The 17,299-nt window shown below is 68.2% G+C and carries 18 protein-coding genes; 4 read left to right on the top strand and 14 right to left on the bottom strand.

What is annotated here, in order from left to right; genetic code table 11:
• Positions 1 to 138: 138 nt before the first annotated feature.
• The 10 genes from AB0M22_RS43665 to AB0M22_RS43620 form a co-directional block, all read right to left on the bottom strand.
• Complete coding sequence (locus AB0M22_RS43665; RefSeq protein WP_364739379.1) at positions 139 to 864, bottom strand: lysophospholipid acyltransferase family protein; 726 nt, start codon at positions 862 to 864, stop codon at positions 139 to 141.
• Between the two features lie 259 nt (positions 865 to 1,123).
• Entirely contained in the window at positions 1,124 to 2,131 is a 1,008-nt protein-coding gene (locus AB0M22_RS43660; protein ID WP_364739377.1) for an ROK family glucokinase, read from the bottom strand.
• A complete protein-coding gene (locus AB0M22_RS43655) occupies positions 2,128 to 2,625 on the bottom strand; it encodes a hypothetical protein (protein WP_364739375.1) in 498 nt (165 codons plus the stop codon). The genes AB0M22_RS43660 and AB0M22_RS43655 overlap by 4 nt, the downstream gene beginning before the upstream one ends.
• A gap of 361 nt (positions 2,626 to 2,986) precedes the next feature.
• Positions 2,987 to 4,249: an ArsA family ATPase gene (locus tag AB0M22_RS43650; RefSeq protein ID WP_364739401.1), complete on the bottom strand. Its 1,263-nt coding sequence runs from the start codon at positions 4,247 to 4,249 to the stop codon at positions 2,987 to 2,989.
• A gap of 23 nt (positions 4,250 to 4,272) precedes the next feature.
• Entirely contained in the window at positions 4,273 to 4,710 is a 438-nt protein-coding gene (locus AB0M22_RS43645) for an SRPBCC family protein (RefSeq protein WP_364739373.1), read from the bottom strand.
• 36 nt (positions 4,711 to 4,746) lie between these two features.
• Entirely contained in the window at positions 4,747 to 5,130 is a 384-nt protein-coding gene (locus AB0M22_RS43640; protein WP_364739371.1) for a polyketide cyclase / dehydrase and lipid transport, read from the bottom strand.
• Between the two features lie 43 nt (positions 5,131 to 5,173).
• Positions 5,174 to 6,301 carry a glycosyltransferase family 4 protein gene (locus AB0M22_RS43635; protein WP_364739369.1) on the bottom strand — a complete coding sequence of 376 codons (1,128 nt, stop codon included), beginning with the start codon at positions 6,299 to 6,301 and terminating at the stop codon, positions 5,174 to 5,176.
• Positions 6,302 to 6,842: 541 nt separating this feature from the next.
• A complete protein-coding gene (locus AB0M22_RS43630; protein ID WP_364739367.1) occupies positions 6,843 to 7,838 on the bottom strand; it encodes a hypothetical protein in 996 nt (331 codons plus the stop codon).
• A 53-nt stretch (positions 7,839 to 7,891) separates the two neighbouring features.
• Positions 7,892 to 8,956 carry an NlpC/P60 family protein gene (locus tag AB0M22_RS43625; RefSeq protein ID WP_364739365.1) on the bottom strand — a complete coding sequence of 355 codons (1,065 nt, stop codon included), beginning with the start codon at positions 8,954 to 8,956 and terminating at the stop codon, positions 7,892 to 7,894.
• Between the two features lie 227 nt (positions 8,957 to 9,183).
• On the bottom strand, positions 9,184 to 9,756 hold the full coding sequence (locus AB0M22_RS43620) for a C40 family peptidase (RefSeq protein WP_364739363.1): 573 nt from the start codon (positions 9,754 to 9,756) through the stop codon (positions 9,184 to 9,186).
• A 619-nt stretch (positions 9,757 to 10,375) separates the two neighbouring features.
• On the opposite strand from AB0M22_RS43620, the gene AB0M22_RS43615 reads away from it, so the two are divergent.
• The gene (locus tag AB0M22_RS43615) at positions 10,376 to 12,691 is read left to right on the top strand and encodes a DEDD exonuclease domain-containing protein (RefSeq protein WP_364739361.1); all 2,316 of its coding nucleotides are present in this window, start codon (positions 10,376 to 10,378) and stop codon (positions 12,689 to 12,691) included.
• Positions 12,692 to 12,695: 4 nt separating this feature from the next.
• A complete protein-coding gene (locus AB0M22_RS43610) occupies positions 12,696 to 12,971 on the top strand; it encodes an Lrp/AsnC ligand binding domain-containing protein (protein ID WP_150406524.1) in 276 nt (91 codons plus the stop codon).
• 10 nt (positions 12,972 to 12,981) lie between these two features.
• Here the strand turns inward: AB0M22_RS43610 and AB0M22_RS43605 are convergent, their stop codons facing one another.
• The 4 genes from AB0M22_RS43605 to AB0M22_RS43590 form a co-directional block, all read right to left on the bottom strand.
• Positions 12,982 to 13,269: a hypothetical protein gene (locus AB0M22_RS43605; protein WP_364739360.1), complete on the bottom strand. Its 288-nt coding sequence runs from the start codon at positions 13,267 to 13,269 to the stop codon at positions 12,982 to 12,984.
• A gap of 52 nt (positions 13,270 to 13,321) precedes the next feature.
• Entirely contained in the window at positions 13,322 to 13,609 is a 288-nt protein-coding gene (locus AB0M22_RS43600) for a hypothetical protein (protein WP_364739358.1), read from the bottom strand.
• A gap of 274 nt (positions 13,610 to 13,883) precedes the next feature.
• The gene (gene trpD, locus AB0M22_RS43595; RefSeq protein ID WP_364739356.1) at positions 13,884 to 14,945 is read right to left on the bottom strand and encodes an anthranilate phosphoribosyltransferase; all 1,062 of its coding nucleotides are present in this window, start codon (positions 14,943 to 14,945) and stop codon (positions 13,884 to 13,886) included.
• A 114-nt stretch (positions 14,946 to 15,059) separates the two neighbouring features.
• Complete coding sequence (locus AB0M22_RS43590) at positions 15,060 to 15,512, bottom strand: hypothetical protein (RefSeq protein ID WP_364739354.1); 453 nt, start codon at positions 15,510 to 15,512, stop codon at positions 15,060 to 15,062.
• Between the two features lie 239 nt (positions 15,513 to 15,751).
• Between AB0M22_RS43590 and AB0M22_RS43585 the strand changes: the two genes are divergently transcribed.
• Together AB0M22_RS43585 and AB0M22_RS43580 are read left to right on the top strand one after the other, a co-directional pair.
• A complete protein-coding gene (locus tag AB0M22_RS43585; RefSeq protein ID WP_364739352.1) occupies positions 15,752 to 16,363 on the top strand; it encodes a heme-copper oxidase subunit III in 612 nt (203 codons plus the stop codon).
• Between the two features lie 58 nt (positions 16,364 to 16,421).
• Positions 16,422 to 17,285, top strand: a complete 864-nt coding sequence (locus AB0M22_RS43580) for a cytochrome c (RefSeq protein ID WP_364739350.1) — start codon at positions 16,422 to 16,424, stop codon at positions 17,283 to 17,285.
• Positions 17,286 to 17,299 lie beyond the last annotated feature (14 nt).

Here is a 17,299-nt window from a genome sequence, read left to right as displayed (position 1 = left end):
CGCCAACCCTGCTGCCGCGCTGCGGAATTCGCCATTGCTCGACACCTGGTCCACCGCCGCGGCCAACGCGGCCGGGCCGGGCCGCGCGGTGCCCAAGCGTTTTCCGCTGGCCAACGGGACCCTATTGTTCGTGGCCGCTCAGCTGGCGGCGGTGTGGGGGATGCGGGTGGCTTCGCGGGGCTCGCCGCTGGGGACGTTCTTTTTGAGGCTGGCGGCGTAGACGTCTACGTATTCCTGGCCGCCGAGTTGCATGAGTTCGTACATGACCTCGTCGGTGACGGCGCGTTCGACGAAGCGGTTGCCGCCCATGCCTTCGTAACGGGAGAAGTCGATGGGGGTGCCGAACTTGACGGTGACCTTGCGGCGGCGCCAGCGGAAGGGTCCGGGCGGGCTCACGTCGTCGGTGCCGATGACGGCGACCGGGATGACGGGGACGCCGGTTTCCAGGGCGAGGCGGGCGAGGCCGGTCTTGCCCTTGTACAGGCGGCCGTCGGGGGAACGGGTGCCCTCGGGGTACAGGCCGACGAGGCGACCCTGATCGAGCAGCTTGCGCGCGGCGTTGAGGGCGTCCTCGGCCGCGTCGGCGCCGGTGCGGTCGATCGGGAACTGGCCGGAGGTGGTGAAGAACCACTTCTGGAAGGCGCCCTTGATGCCCGGGGTGTTGAAGTATTCGGCCTTGGCCAGATAGTTGATCCGCCGCGGACTCAGCAGCGGCGCGAACAACCAGTCCGCGAAGGAGAGGTGGTTACCCGCCATGATCGCCGGACCGTCCGCCGGAATGTTCTCCACACCCTCGACCGTGGGCCGATTGTAGAGATGCATGAACGGTCCCAGCAGCACGTACTTCAGCAGCCAGTAGAACATGACGTCCTTCCCCCGGGACCGGGATAGAGGCGGGCACCTGCGTCAGTTGCCGACTTTACCGCTGGAGCTAGATCACATCCAACCGCAGCGGCGAATCTCACCACACTCTGCCATGAGCGGGCGAATACGCCGTAATCGGCGACCGGAAGCAGATTCCTCGGCGACCGGAATGGGGTCATCGGCGACCGAAGCAAACGTTCATCGATCGAATACCACTGCCGCAGCAAATGAAACGTCACCCGCCGCCCCGGCCCGCAGCTCAGTGGCTGCGGGCTACTCGGGAGGACTTGCGTTCGCTCTCGATCAGGGCGGCGCGGGCGAGGTCGGCCGCGCCGATCATGCCTGCGGCCTCGCCGAGTTGGGTGGTGCGGATGCGGGCGAGGGGGCGGTGGCCGGCACCGGTGACGGAGCGGGCGTATTCCTCGCGGGCCTCGTCCAGGAACAAGGGAGCTGAACTGCTGACGCCGCCGGCGATGACGACCAGGTCGGGATCGAAGATGTCGCTGACGAAGGCGAGGCCGAGGCCGAGCCAGCGGGCGAAGTCCGCCATGACACGGACGGCGAGCGGATCGCCGTCCTGCGCGGCATTGGCGACGCGGCGGCCGGTGAGTGAACCCGGATCGCGGTAGACGTCCTTGGCGAGCACGGACCGAACCGGGTCGGTGGCCAGCATTTCGATCGCGGTGTCGGCGAGTGCCGTTCCGCTGCAATACCTTTCCCAGCAACCGTGCTTGCCGCACGGGCAGGCGCGGCCTTGCGGAACGACCTGTAGGTGCCCGAGTTCCGGTGCGACGCCGTGGGTTCCGCGATACAGCTTGCCGTCGATGAGCAGCGCAGCGCCGATGCCGGTGCCGATCGCGACGAGCACCACGTTGTGACCGCCGGCCGCCGCGCCGAACCGATACTCGGCCCACATGGCGGCATTCGCGTCGTGCTCGAGGATGACGGGCAGCTCGAGCCGTTCGGTGAGCCGTTGCGCGACCGGGGTGTCCTGCCAGGGCAGATGCGGCGCGAAACGGACGGTGGAGCGGTCGCCGTTGATGAATCCGGCGACGGCCAGGCCGACCGCGCCGATCGGATGTCGTTGGCACAGTTCACGCACGGAGCGGGCGAGGGCGTCTTCGAGCGCCTTGGCCGAATGCGGGGTCGGCGCCTGGACGGTGTCGAGGACCTCGCCGCTGGTGTCGATCACCGATGCGCGAATGTTGGTGCCGCCGACGTCGATTCCGACGGTCAGCGGGCGCGCACCTCCTATACGGTGCGTCATGCCTTGATCGTCACAGGGATGCTGACATACCGGGAGCGTTTGCCCGCCCGCGATGTGTGTTGTCCGGCAGGGGATTCCGCACCTTTCGAGGCACCGGTCGAATGATCCTGTGGCGCACCGTGATTGTGCTGGTGTGCGTCGGGCTCGGGCATGACCGGGTCGACCGGCACTCCGGCCAGCGCTTCGCGCAGCACAGTCACGAGCGCAGTGCCGTGATCGGCAACCGCCTGCAACACCTCATGGTGCTGACCACGCATCAACGCGGCGGCCGCGCACACCGGGCACCAGCTACAACTCGACCATTCCACCTGTCCGTCGGCGGCCTGACGCAGTACCGGCTCCACCCGCTCCAGCACGGCCTCGGCGAGCAACTTCAGCTCGGCGGCGAACTCGGCGAGACCGTCGTCCGGATCACCTTCGCCCGCAGCAGCTTTCGCCCGCCCGCCGCCCGACGCACTGTCATGCGCACCGGACTCGGCCCGCTCGCTGTGCACGCCGGAAGGCTCGTCCTGCTCACCACCCGTGGCCGCATGCGCGCCGGCGTCCGGCGCGCTCCGATCCTCTCGGTTCGCGGCACCCCAACGAAATCCACGCGTGCCGGTACCCGCATCGCGGTCCTCAGCGCTCCTTGCTGAACCATCGCCAGTTCGATCCTCGTGCGCGGTAGGGCTTTCCGCATGCGGCTCGGGCGCTCCTGCATCGCGATCTTCGTAGGTGTCCCGACTATCGAGATCATCGGCGGTCTGATCCGCACCGACATCTCGCCCTTTACTCCCACGCCCGAAGAACCCGCCGGTGCGATCCCCGCTCACGTCCCGGCCTTCGGCGCCACGCCGGAAGAATCCGGAAGTCCGATCACCGCTCATCGCCGCTGCCTTCGGGCCATAACTCGGGATCGGGGCGGAAACGCACTACGAGCTGTCCTCCGTCGAGTTCGGCACCGTCGACCGTGCACCGCCGCAATACCGGCGCAAGACGAACTCGCCGCCGGACACCGTCCGCTCCCACGATCAAATCGTCCTCCACTCGGCCAAGTCGCAGCGTCGCCGCATCGACAACGGGCAGGGGCATCCGCAGTGTGTATATCGCGCGCAGGCCGGTGCCTGATTCACATCGAACCACCGGTTCGCCGGAACTCGCGTCAACCTCCGCCGGACTGTCGCTCAGCATAGGTCCTGTGCCGCCGGTGTTCCTGTCCGAGTCCACCGCGTACGACAGGGCCGCGAGCGAGGTGAGTCCGATCGGCTCCGGTCCGGTGTGCTGGGCGATCAGCAGCGGGATACCCGGCATGGAGCGTTCTAATTCGGCGATGGCGGCGAGCTGTTCGCCGCGCCGGTTCAGATACCAATGCACCGCGGGGTGTTCGGTGTCGAGCGGGGAGGTCGGGGGCAGCACCTTGTTGACCACGACCGCGTCCAGTCGCAGCCCGAGCAGCGCGGCCGCGGATCGGACTCGTTCGGATTCGGCGAGGGTCACCCGTTCGGCGACGGTGATCAGGCGCGCGCCGGTGCGCCGATGGTCGGCGAGCAGATCGCGGACCTCGGTGACCGCCTTGACGATCCGTTCGACGGTCGCGGCCAGGATCGCCTGCCGCAGGTCGGTGCCGACGGTGCTCATCGCGCGCGCGTGCGGCGGCCAGATCCGTTCGAGGTAGCCGAGCAGGGTGTCCGGCGCGGTGATGATGCGCAGCATGTCGGCCGACGGCGGGCAGTCCACGACGATGACGTCCCAGTCGTTCTCGTTGGCGAACTGGGTGATCTCGACCAGCATCAGCAGTTCCTGCACGCCGGGCAGGCCGGTCAGCTCGGCCGGATCCAGCGCGGCCAGGTCGATGCCGTGCTCGTGCCCGGTGCCGGGGGACAGCACGCGCACCACGTCGCGGAACCGATCCTCCAGCAGCGCAAGCGAATCCACCTCGATCACGTCGAGGCCGGGCAGCACGTTCGCGATTCCGGTGACGGTGCCGGGGTCGTGCGGAAAACGGAAGCCGAGCGCGTCGCCGAGCGAATGCGCCTGATCCAGCGAGGCCACCAGCACCCGCTCACCCGCCCTGGCGTAGGACATGGCGGTGGCGCACGCCAGCGTCGTCTTGCCTACCCCGCCTTTGCCGATGAACAGTTCGACCCGGGTCGTGTGCGTCGTCAGCCTTCGACCCGTTTCTTCAGTTCTTTCAGCGCGGTATCGGTGATCACCTTCTCGGCCTTGCGTTTGAACATGCCGATCATCGGGATGTTCAGGTCGACGGTCAGCGTGTAGACGACCTCGGTGTTGCCGTCGGGCTGGTCGATGAGTTCGTAGGTGCCGTTCTGTGCCTTTTGCAGCTCACCGCTGACCAGCGTCCAGCTGACCGTCTTGTTGTCCGGGCTCCAGGTATAGGACAGGACGTAGCTGTCCTTCACCACGCCCGCGTCCAGCACGAATCGCGCGGTGCGCGCGCGGCCGTCCGGTCCCTTTTCCTGTACTTCGACCGATTTCGCCGCCGAGACCCACTCGGGGTAGGACTCCAGGTCGGCGATGACGGACATCACCTGCTGCGACGGGGCCTCGATGATGATCGACCTCTGGGTCCTGTCGGCCATGGCGGACAGCGGTTCCTTTCCGGGGCTGGGCGAGCGTCAGGAGGCGTGAGCTGGTGCGACACCGGCCGGGCGACCTGCCTCCAGCCGGGATTTGAGTTCGAAGGACACGTTGCGGCCCGCGACGCGGCGCGCGCGGTTGGCGGCGGCCATCCGGTTCGCCGGCAGCGGGGGCTGCGGTTCGGCGTGCAGGAAGTAGTGCACGATCACCCCGTCCAGCATGGGTTGCAGCCAGACTTCCATGGTCCCGTCCAGCGCGCCGGACACGGTCCAGCGGATTCCCTTGTCGCCCCGGTCTTCCCGGACGACGAGGGTGAGGTCCGGCCACCAGCGGCGCCAGTTGTTCGGTGCCGATAGGACATCGGCGACGGCGATCCCTGGCGCGGCCACGAAGGTTTGGTCGGCGACCTGGATAGTGCTCACCTCGTGAGCGTATCGGATCGAGCCCTCGACGCCGCAGTGGTGATCACCGCAGGAGCTGCCGGAGCCGGACACCGTGGGTGTCCCAGCGCCAGCGGTCCTCGACGAACGCACGGCCCGCCGCACCCATCCGGGCGGCCGCTTCGGGGTCGGAGAGGATGTCTACCAGGGCATCGGTGATCTGCTGGACCGAGCGTCCGTCGACGACACGCCCGGTTTCGCCCTCGATGACCGTTTCCGGGGCGCCGCCGGAACGGCCCGCGACGACCGGCACGCCGGAGGCGGAAGCTTCGAGGTAGACGATGCCGAGCCCTTCCACGTCGAGGCCCGCGCCGCGGGTGCGGCACGGCATGGCGAAGACGTCGGCGAGGGTGTGGTGGGCGGCGAGTTCGCCGGAGGGGACGCGTCCGGTGAAGATGACGTCGTCGGAGACGCCCGCGGCGACCGCGAGCTGACGCAGCTTCTCCTCATAGGGGCCACCGCCCGCGATGACCAGGACCGCGCCGGGGACCCGATCGCGGATCTCGCGCATGGCGACGATCAGCGCGTCCTGGCCCTTGCGCGGGACGAGACGGGACAGGCACAGGATGGTCGGGCGGTCGTCCAGCCCGTACCGGTCACGCAGTTCGGCGCGGGCGGCCGGATCGGGGCGGAACGCGTCGGTGTCCACGCCCGGCGGCAGATACTCGAGCGCCGCATTGCGGCCGAACGCAGAGGCGAAACGTCCGCGCGTGTACTTGCTGACGTAGGTGACCACGTCGGTGTGCTCACCGATCTGCCGCAACGCCTGCCGCGCGCCGGGCAGCATCGACCAGCCGACCTCGTGCCCGTGCGTGCTGGCCAGGATGCGCTCGGCCCCCGCGCGGCGCAGCACCGGCGACATCAGCGCGAGCGGGGCGGCGGCGCCGAACCACACCGTGTCGCACTTCTCGCTGCGCAGCAGCCGTGCGGCCCGGCGCATGACCAGCGGGGTCGGCAGCATCAGCGTGGTGGGGTGGCGGACCACCTGAAACTTCTGTTTGGCATCGAATTTCAGGTGACTGTCGCCGCGCCAGCGCGGGGCGTACACGACGAGATCGTCCGGCGGGAGCTGACCGGCCAGGGCATGCAGATAGGACTGAATACCACCCGGCCGCGGCGGGAAATCATTGGTCACCAGCAGAGTTCGGGCCATGGTGACAACCTACTGTGTTGGATTTGCGGAGGCTTCGCGCGGCGTGTTGATGCACCTCGGGTCGCGCATCCGCAAGCGTCGCGACAACAGCCGCACACCTTCTGATTTCCCGCACATCGGCTTGCCGTGCTGACACGCGTGCGGATGTCAAAGGGTGTGCGGCGGCGATGGGTGGCTTGCTGACGAGTCTGTGCTGCTTCGACCGGTGGGTGCCTGCTGCTCGGGTCGCGCAGTCGAGCGGCCTGGGGTGGTAGTGACAACAGCCGCAGACCTGCTGATTTCCCGCACATCGACTTGCCGTGCTGACACGCGTGCGGATGTCAGAAGGTGTGCGGTGGCGGACGCTGACGAGTCTGCGTGGCCACGCGCGGTGGTTTCTGCTGTTCGGGTCGCGTAGTCGAGCGGCCTGGGTCGGTAGTGACAACAGCCGCATACCTGCTGATTTCCCGCGCATCGACTTGCCGTGCTGACACGCGTGCGGATGTCAGAAGGTGTGCGGCGATGGTTGCTTGCTGACGAGACTGCGGGGCCTCGGGCTGGGTCAGGCTGTTTGGGTGGACAGCCAATTGCGCCAGTCGGCGATGAAATCGGTGCGGTTGGTGCCGAGGACGTTTTGGAGGATCTGGTCTTCGGTGGCTGGGGTTTGGTGGGACGCGGCGATTTGGCGGTAGAGCTCTACTAGGTGGGGTTGGTCGTATTTGTCGGCGATGAAGGCGCAGACGGACCAGGCTTGTTCGTAGGTGGCGGCGGCGTTGCGGCTGGAGAAGTCCGCGTCGGCGGGGAGGTCGCCGGGGAGATTGCGGAGGCTGGCCTGCGCGGTGAGGGTGGGGGCGATGTCGGCGAAGCGGTGGCCTTGGCCGTGGTGGGCGGTGTAGTCGGCGAAACCCTCGAGCATCCACAGCGGGGCGCCGTCGCGGGTTTCGGCGCGGGTGGCGATGTGGGTGAGTTCGTGGCGGAGCAGGGTGCGCAGGCCCTCGGGGTCGAGGCGGCGGCCGGCGTCGGGGCTGAACACGATGCGCTGGCCGGTCGGTTGGGCGCCCGGCGCGAACGGGTCGGCGACGGAGGCGGCGGCGACCTCGGTGGACATGCTGCCTGCGTGCACCAGGCCGGCGAACTCGGAGGGGGAGGAGGCGACGACGACTGTGGTCGCTTGCGCCCAGTTCTTGCCCCACACGTCGCTGACCGCGGTGGTGGCCGCGGCGAGTTCACGTTCCAGGACGTCGATTTCGACGCGCTGGGCCGGGTGGCCGACGACCAGGGATTGTTGCCCGTCGCCGGTCGGCACCTGGCGGGCGATGAGCGGGCCGAACGGTTCGATGCTGCGGCGCACCTCGGCCAACCGCGGATCACTGGCCGGAGCCTGACCGACGGCGTCTGCCGTCGCCTGTGCCGCATGCGGTTTCGGTAGTGCGGAGTTCGGCAGCATGACCAGCGCACCGCAGAAACCGGTCAGCGCGATCACCATCGCGACGGTCACACAGAACTCGAACCGCCGCCGATCCGACCACCACGCCCGCAACCGACGCACGTCCCTCATAGTCGTGCTTTCGCCCGGCAAGGGGTGGACAGGTTATGTCCATTCATAGTTGGTCAGTATCGCCGAGCGGAGTTGTACGGCGTCGAGCCCATGGGGGCGACGGCTACCGGGACGCCGAAGGTGGAGGCGTGCAGCATCAGTCCGTTGCCTGCGTAGATGCCTACGTGGGAGATGTCGGAGTAGAAGAACACGACGTCGCCGGGTTGCAGTTCGTCCTTGGACACCGGCGTGCCGTAGGTCGCCTGCGCGGAGCTGGTGCGCGGCACGTTCTTGCCGACCTGTTTGAACGCCCATTGCACGAGCCCGGAGCAGTCGAACTGGTTCGGGCCGGTCGCGCCCCAGACGTAGGGGTCGCCGATGCGGGTGAGGCCGGCGGCCAGCGCGCTGGTGCCGCTGCCGGGGACGAGGCCTTGCAGCAGGGTGTCGCGGTCGAAGCCGGGCGGAAAGGGCGAGCCGGCGAGCGCGGACTTGTCCTTGGCGGACAGCGAACCCCACGCCTGCACCACCTGGGCGATGGCGCCGCCGAGGTCGCTGCGTTTGCGTTCCAGGTCGGTGCGCACGGTGTCGGCCTTGTCGGACGCCGTGCGGGCCTCGTCCGCGGCTCGGCGCGCGACGGTCTCGGCCTTGTCGGCGGCGTCGGTCGCGACCTTGTACTGATCCAGCTGCGCGGAGGTCTGCGCGGCGAGCACGTCCAGCGTGGACATCTGGTCGAGCAGCTGCTGCGGGGAATCGCTGACCAGCACCGCGAACAACCGGTTGGTGCGCGCGCCCTGATAGGCGGCGATCGCGGTCCGGTCGATGATCGGCTGGTACTTGCGCACTTCGTCGCGGGCGCGATTCACCATGTCGGTGCTGGCGGCCAGCTTGGCGTCGGCGTCGTGCTGGATGACGAGCTTGGCGTCCAGATCGGACTGCGCGTCCAGGGCCTGCTGGTTGAGCTGGTCGGACTGTCGCGAGAGGTCGATCATCCGCTGCACGGCCTCGGTGGCCGTGCTCGGTAGCGCGACCGGATCGGCTCCGGCCGGATTGCCACCGTAGAGGGCGGTGGTGGCCAGGACTCCGGCCGCCAGTGCTCCGCCGACCAGACGTCGCGTGCCATGTCTCCGGTGAGCTGCCACAGCCTGCCTTGCCCCGCTCTCTCGTGAAACGATCTCTGAGGAACCGACGATCTGAACCGATGAGCACCTTCATCGAAAACAAGGTTTGCGCTGCGCGTGCCTCGGGTAATTCGAGAAGGTCTCGATTAGGTTACGGAACGGCCTGCGTCTGTGTCCAGTAGAGAACGAAATGATCACAGCGCCCGTCCGGAGGTCGGGCCGCAACGTACGGCCCGACCAGCGGTTTCTCAGAAGCGACGGGCTCCGGCGACCGGCATCGAGGAGATCGGGGCCACCTGCACGGGCGTGCCGGCGGTGGACGCGTGCACGACATTGCCGTCGCCGGCGTACAGGCCGGAGTGGCCGCCGCCGTAGAACGACACCACGTCGCCCGGCTGCAGGTCGTCCATCGAGACCGGGCTGCCCGCGGACAGCTGGGCGCCGCTGGTGCGCGGCAGCTCCAGGCCCGCCTGCTCGTAGGACCACTTGACCAGGCCGGAGCAGTCGAACGCGTTCGGGCCGGCGGCGCCGTACACGTACGGTGCGCCGAGCTTGCTCATGGCGGCGTCGAGGGCTTCCTCGCCGACCGTGCGCTTCGGGGCGACGAACGGCAGCGGGGCCTGGCCCGGCAGTTCGATGCCCGGGATGCCCTGCGGGATCTGGATCTCGTTCGGCACCTCGAAGGTGCCGACACCGGGGATGTTCACCGGCTGAGCCGATGCGGGGGCGGCCGGAAGCAGGAAAGCGCCGATGGTGGCAGCGCCGACGGCCCCGGCGGCGACGGCACGCCGCGCCGAACGCTTGACGGATTTGGTCGTCATGATGCGGTACTCCCAATCTGCCCCACGACGCCGCACCCTGACTGGTGCCGCGGACTTCGTGTCGTTCGCACCGAGTTGGTGCGTCGGACTCCGTGAGGTCTCGAAAAGGTTACGAACACATCACGGGGGTTTGTAAAGTCCGCCGCCTGCCGAATGCGTGCGCGGGTCTGAATTCACGCTTAATCAGTGTGAGATATGTCCCAACAATCACGAAAAGATAACGACGGGTAATCGCGGGCGAGCTTCGTGGCCGCTATCCCGGTCAGCGATGCCATGCCTGACCGAGCTCCGGAAGTGAACCGATTGGACATTTCCCCAGGTCGCTACGTTCATCTCGGGGACATGTGCGGGTCGAACACTGGTCGGTCGGCCAGCTCGCTGTGATCCGTCACAGCGAGCCCGAAGCGGCCCGTCCGCGTCGGCCGACACGCCCGACTGATTGATACGTTTTATGCGACAGTGTGACCTGCATCACTTTTTGGCGTTCTAGATCATTTCATGGGTACCAAAACATAAATACGCACGGTGTCATTCAGACATTTTCTGGGGTTTTCGTGTGCGCCGAACCCTGCCCGTGCGCGCCCCGTTCTTGTCGGACCCACCGCCTACGCTCCAGCCCGTGTCCGACCCCGCACCGCGTAAGGCCGTCGCTCGGCAGCTGGTCTTCGACGACCTCGACACGCCCCTGTTCGACACCACCTTCGTGGTCGTCGACCTGGAGACCACTGGGACCAGTCCGGGCGGTGACGCGATCACCGAGATCGGCGCGGTGAAGGTGCGCGGCGGCGAGGTGCTCGGCGAGTTCGCCACGCTGGTCAATCCGGGACGGGCGGTGCCGCCGGCGATCGTGCAGGTCACCGGGATCACCACGGCGATGGTCTACGCGGCGCCGGACATCGCGTCGGTGCTGCCCGGGTTCCTCGAGTTCGCCTCGGGGGCGGTGCTCGTCGCGCACAACGCGCGGTTCGACATGGCGTTCCTGCGGGCGGCCGCGGCGGCACACGACATGGCGTGGCCGGCGGCGACCGTGCTGTGCACGGTGAAGCTGGCTCGGCGGGTGCTCGGGCGGGACGAGGCGCCCTCGGTCCGGTTGAGCGCGCTGGCCCAGTTGCTCGGCGCGAGCACACAGCCGACGCACCGGGCCCTGGACGACGCGCGTGCGACCGTGGACGTGCTGCACGCGTTGATCGCCCGGGTCGGCAATCAAGGCGTGCACAGCCTCACCGAGCTCGTCGACTACCTGCCCGACGTCACCCCGCGCCAGCGCGCCAAGCGGGTGCTCGCCAACGACCTGCCCGCGAGCCCCGGCGTGTATCTGTTCCGCGGGCCCACCGATGAGGTCCTCTATATCGGCACCGCGGTGAATCTGCGCCGCCGCGTGCGCAATTACTTCACCGGCTCGGAGACCCGCGGGCGGATGAAGGAGATGGTCTCGCTCGCCACCCGGGTCGACCATGTGGTCTGCGCGCACGCACTCGAAGCCGGGGTCCGCGAACTACGCCTGCTCGTCGCGCACACCCCGCCCTACAACCGCCGCTCCAAATTCCCCAAGCGCGCCTGGTGGATCACGCTCACCGACGAGCCCTTCCCGCGCTTCTCCGTCGTCCGCACCCCGAACCGAGATGCCCTGGGCCCGTTCAACTCTCGCGCCGACGCCACCGAACTGGCGGTGATCATCGCCGAATACACCGGCCTGCGCACGTGCAGTACCCGCCTGCCCCGACGCGCCCTGCACGACTGCCCGCCCGCGGTCGTCGGCGGCTGCCCCGCATCCGCCATCGGCACTCCTATTAATACAGAGGAATACGCCCCCGCCCCCGCACTCGTCCGCGCCCTCTTCGCCGGCTACTCGGATACTCCGCTGCGCGCCATGCTCGAACGCATCGAAACCCACTCCCGCGCACAACATTTCGAGGCAGCCGCCCGCCTCCGTGACCGCACCGCCGCCGTAGTCCGCGCCCTGCGCCGCACCCAACGCCTCGCGGCAGTCGCCCGCATCGCCGAACTGATCGCCGCCCACCCCGACGGCGCGGGCGGTTGGGAGTTCGCCGTCATCCGCTACGGACGTCTCGCGGGCGCAGGCAACGCCGTCCGCGGAGTCCCCCCGATGGCCATCGTCGAACAGATCGTCGCCTCGGCCGAAACCGTGATCCCCGAGGGCGGCCTGAACCCCGGTGCGCAAACACGGATAGCCGAGGACCTTCCGCCAGAGCCTGGCCCACCTCCGGGACCGACACCAGATCGGCGTGCAGCCGGTTTGCCCGCCACACCGGATTCGTCCCCCGCGGGCACACACCGCACGCTGCCCGCCGCTCTCAGCCCTGGCTCCGGGTCAGATGGCTCTGACGCGTCGGATCGAGTTGGTCAGCTCGGGCATTCGGATGCCAGCGCGGCGGGTGTCGACTCCGTGGGTTACAGCACAGTGGGCGGCAGCTCGGTGAGTGGTGACTCGGCGGGTGTCGACCTGGTGGGCGGCCGTGCGGCAGCGGAGAACGGGACAGGCGATACTGCGGCCGAGCTGCCGTCGGCAGTCGATGTCGCCGCGCGGGATCGTGTGCGGGCGAACAGCTCGCGACTGCGCGGCGCCGGATCTGATGCGGTGGGTAGCGATGCGGCAGGCGGCAGCTCGGAGGATGGCGGAGCGGGCAGGGGCGGCATGGCACCTGCATCTGCGGCGGAGGTGTGTTCGGTAGTCGATGCCGCGGCGCAGGATTGGGTGCCGGTGAACGTGCCGCCGTTGCGGGGAGCCTCGCCGGAGGAGGCGGCGCTGGTTGCGCGGTGGCTGGCTCGGGCGGGGGTGCGGATAGTAAGGACGACGGAGGGGTATCGGGAGCCGATGTATGGGGCGGGACGGTGGATGGGGTGGGCGGAGGTGGCGGATGCGGCGGCGCACGCCCAACCCGCTGAGGATGCGTACGTGGACCGCTTAGGCTGAGCGCATGATTACCGCGATCGTGATGATTGACGCCGACAACGGCCGCATTCCGGAGACTGCGCAGGCCGTTGCGGACACCGACGGCGTGACCGAGGTGTACTCCTGTGCCGGTGACGTGGACCTGATCGCGATCGTGCGGGTGCGCGACCACGAGCAGATCGCCGAGGTGGTGACCAACCGGCTGGACAAGGTCCCCGGCGTCGCGCGGACCATCACGCACATCGCGTTCAAGTCCTACGCCAGCGCCGATACCGAGGCCGGTTTCTCGCTGGGGGAGTGAGCGACCGGGATCAGCTGCGCAGCATCGAACTGCCGGTGTAGGTGCCGCTGCCGCGGGCCGAGAGGATGCCGGAGGCGGCGCCGACGCAGTGGGTGTTCATATAGATGGTCACCAGCCGGTCGCTGTTGTTCTTGAACTTGCGTGGTGCGTTGGGGCCGAGGTCGATGCAGCCGGACTGGCCGCCGTAGTCGGTGCCGTCGACGATCAATTCACCCTCCGCCGCACCGGTTATCGGGGCGGCGGCCACGCACACCACCAGTGCCATCACTCCGAGTCCGGCACGAAGAATGTGCTTCATGCGGTGCTCCTCGTCAGTCGAAGCCGAGCGCTCCCGAGGGGAGCGGCCCGGATCAGCTGATGACCATCGACTTACCGGTGTAGTCGCCACTGCTGCGCGGTCCGACGACTCCCGTGGCGATGCCCTCGCAGGAAGCGTCGGCGTAGATGGTCACCACGCTGTCGGTTTGGTTCTGGACGTCACGGATCGCGTCCTCGCCGAGGAGGACACATCCGGTTCGGCCGGTGTAGTTCACGCCGCCGACGGTCAGCCCGCAATCATCGGCCAATGCCAGCGGCGCGGTGGCGCAGACGGCGGCCACCGAAACACTCCCGAGTACTGCACGAACGCTGCGTCGCATGCGGTGCTCCTCGCCGGTCGAAGCCGTTCGGCACCTGCCGCGCCGAATCGGCCGGGTCATGGAGATACAGCTCTAGCTAACGCGTTGACCACAGGTTATGCAAGCCAGCTATCTGTAGATTGGTGGCCGCGCACCCTTCGTTGCGCTGCGCAGGGCTGCCAGCCGGAGGCTTCAGCGGTCGCCGCGCACGGTTCGTCAGGCTGCGCCCGAACTTGCCAGCGATTGTGTGCGCCGCCAGCGAAAACGTGCGCGGCGCGGGCTTGCTATGCGATGCTCAGCGGTCGCCGAGCGTGGCGGTCAGCTTCGTCCAGCGTTCGAGTAGGGCCTCGGCCTTACCCGAATCGATCGCGTCGGCTGCCCGCTCGAGCCCGCCGACCAACGAATCGTGCACGTCCGCCGCGAAATCGACTGTCCCCTGGGACATGTCGTAGGCCACGATGGCCGCGGCCGAGTTCACCAGCACCGCGTCCCGCACCGCGCCGCTCGTTCCGGCGAACACACTCCGCGCCACACCCGCGTTGACCTCGGCATCGCCGCCACGCAGCGCCTCCAGGTCGACGCGGGCAATGCCGAGGCGGGTCGGATCGATGGTCGTCTCCCGCATCTGACCACCGGAAACCACCCATGCGGTGGTCGTATCCGACGTGGTGATCTCGTCGAGCCCGTCATCCCCTCGCACAACCAGCGCACTCCCGCCCCGCCCGGCGAACACCCCCGCGATGACCGGAAGTAGATCCGCGAACGCGCACCCCACCAGCCCAGCCCGCGGCTGCGCCGGATTCGTCAGCGGCCCAAGCACATTGAACACGGTCGGAATCCCGATTTCCTTACGCGCGGCGCCCGCGAACCGCAGCGCGGGATGGAACACCGGCGCGAAACAGAACCCGATCCCCACCTCACGCACGCACCGCGCCACCGCCTCCGGCCCGAGCGCCAACCGCACGCCGAGCGATTCGAGCACGTCCGCGCCACCGCTCTTCGACGAGGCCGCACGGTTCCCGTGCTTGACCACCGGCACACCCGCCGCCGCCACCACGATCGAGGACATGGTGGAAATGTTCACCGACCCGGACCGATCACCGCCGGTCCCGACGATGTCCACCGCGTCACCGTCGATGTGCACCAGTCGTGCGTGTTCGAGCATGCCCGCGGCGAGCCCGGTCAGCTCCTCGGGCGTCGGCCCCTTGATCTTCATGGCAACCCCGAACGCCGCGATCTGGGCGGGGGTGGCGTTGTCCGACATGATCTCGTCCATCGCCCATGCCGTGTCGTCCGCGGCCAGGTCGCCACCGTCGGCGAGGGTTCCGAGCACCTGGGGCCAGCTGCGCACGCTCATGAATTACTTTCTCCCGTCACACTGGTTTCACACCAGTTTGTCGCGAAGCAGCTTACTGCCCCCGCTCAGGACGAAGCCCGTGGTTAAAACCGTGCACGGCCGAGTCGGGAGAACTTACTGCCGCTGCCCGGCCGCGGGCCCGGATTGTTCGGTCGCCGGCCGTGGTTGCAGCGCATCCCACCCATCCGCGGTCCCCTCGTGCCGCTGCGCGAGCCCGGCCATCCGCGAACGCTCCTGCGAACAATGCAGCGCGTCCAGCACCTGCACCCGTTGCAGGATCACCGTCTCCAGCGCGTCGGTCCCCGGCCCACCGACCTGCGGCGCGGGCGCGTACCCGTCCTGCGCCGCGATCGCGCACACCGCCTCGACCTGTCCCGGCGGAATCCGCAGATGATGCCGCAACACCGCGTCCGTGTCCGCCACCCATTCGCTCGCCCGCGCCAATGCCGCCGAACACGCCTCGGCGTCATCGAAACTCGCCGCGACCACCACCAGATCGGCCCGGCTCGGATCCAGCGGCGCCGGACCACCGCGCCCGAACAACCGACCCCACAAACGCCCTGCCACATCGCCTCCATCTCAGCTTTTACTTACGCACACCTGTCATGCTGTGGTCCAGCTACCCGAGGGCACGCGGACCCGGCACGTAAACACGTCCCGACCGACGCCGCCGCGCCGCGGGCAGCTCGACCTCAACACGCCGAGCCCTGGTCGAGAGGCTGTCTGTCCGTGGGTTTTCCGACACGGAGACACAAGTTTCGCACCCGGGTACTTGTGTCGTACTACGACGAGTCATACTTACCCCCGTGACGACCGCAGTAGGGACCCCCGGATCGGCCATTACCCAGCGTGTGCACTCGCTGAATCGGCCCAACATGGTCAGCGTCGGTACCATCATCTGGCTGTCCAGCGAGTTGATGTTCTTCGCCGGCCTCTTCGCGATGTATTTCGTCGCGCGCGCACAGGCGCACGGCGTTTGGCCGCCGGAACCGACCGAGTTGAACCTCAAGCTCGCCGTGCCGGTCACGACCGTGCTGGTCGCGTCGTCGTTCACCTGCCAGATGGGCGTGTTCGCCGCTGAGCGTGGCGACGTGTTCGGCCTGCGCCGCTGGTACGTCATCACGCTCATCATGGGCGCGATGTTCGTCGCGGGCCAGGGTTACGAGTACACGAGCCTGGTCAAGGAAGGCACCTCGGTCTCGAGCAGCGCCTACGGCTCGGTGTTCTACATCACCACCGGTTTCCACGGTTTGCACGTCATCGGCGGTCTGATCGCGTTCGTGTTCCTGCTGATCCGCACCAAGGTCAGTAAGTTCACCCCCGCGCAGGCCACCGCCGCGATCGTCGTCTCGTACTACTGGCACTTCGTCGACATCGTCTGGATCGGGTTGTTCGCCACGATCTACTTCGTCCGCTGAGTCGGGCATACCCCAGTCTTTTGCACACGTCGGTTCCGTCTACTCCAAAGGGACACAGATGAGTTCATCTCCCCCGTCAGCGCCAGAGCCCGCCAGCAACGGGAACGGCGAGGCCAGCAAGACACGCAGGCAGCGCCGCGTTCGCCGTCGCATCGCGGGCGGGCTCGCGCTGTTGGTGGGCCTCGTCGGTGCGGGCTTCCTGGCCGCGGCCTTGACGCCGGACCCGCAGCGGGCGACCGCGAACGAGGATTCCTCGGCGCTGATCCGCGAGGGTAACCAGCTCTACGACACCTCCTGCATCACCTGCCACGGCGCGAACCTGCAGGGCGTGCAGGACCGCGGCCCCAGCCTCATCGGTGTCGGCGAGGCCGCCGTCTACTTCCAGGTGTCCTCCGGCCGCATGCCGATGGCCCGCAACGAGGCTCAGGCCCAGCGCAAGCCGGCGAAGTTCGACGAGCACCAGACCGACGCGCTGATGGCGTACGTGGCGGCCAACGGTGGCGGCCCCACCGTGGTCCGCGACGCGAACGGCGAGATCGCGCAGGAGTCGCTGCGCGGCGACGACATCGCCCGCGGTTCGGAGCTGTTCCGGATGAACTGCGCGTCCTGCCACAACTTCACCGGTCGCGGCGGCGCGCTGTCCTCCGGTAAGTTCGCCCCGCCGCTGGAGCCGGCCTCCGAGCAGCAGATCTACGACGCGATGATGACCGGCCCGCAGAACATGCCGAAGTTCTCCGACCGGCAGCTGTCGCCGGAAGAGAAGCGCGACATCGTCGCCTACGTCATGAACGCGAAAGAGGAGAAGGCCCCCGGCGGCTGGGACCTCGGCGGCTTCGGTCCCGCGACCGAGGGCCTGGTCATGTGGGTGATCGGTATTACGACGGTCGTCGGTGCCGCGATTTGGATCGGGTCACGGTCATGAGCGAGAAGGAGCCA

The organism is Nocardia sp. NPDC051756 (genome assembly GCF_040681495.1).
GTDB lineage: Bacteria > Actinomycetota > Actinomycetes > Mycobacteriales > Mycobacteriaceae > Nocardia.
Note: the sequence above shows the minus strand (reverse complement) of the source record. Positions and strands in the feature narration are given on the sequence as shown.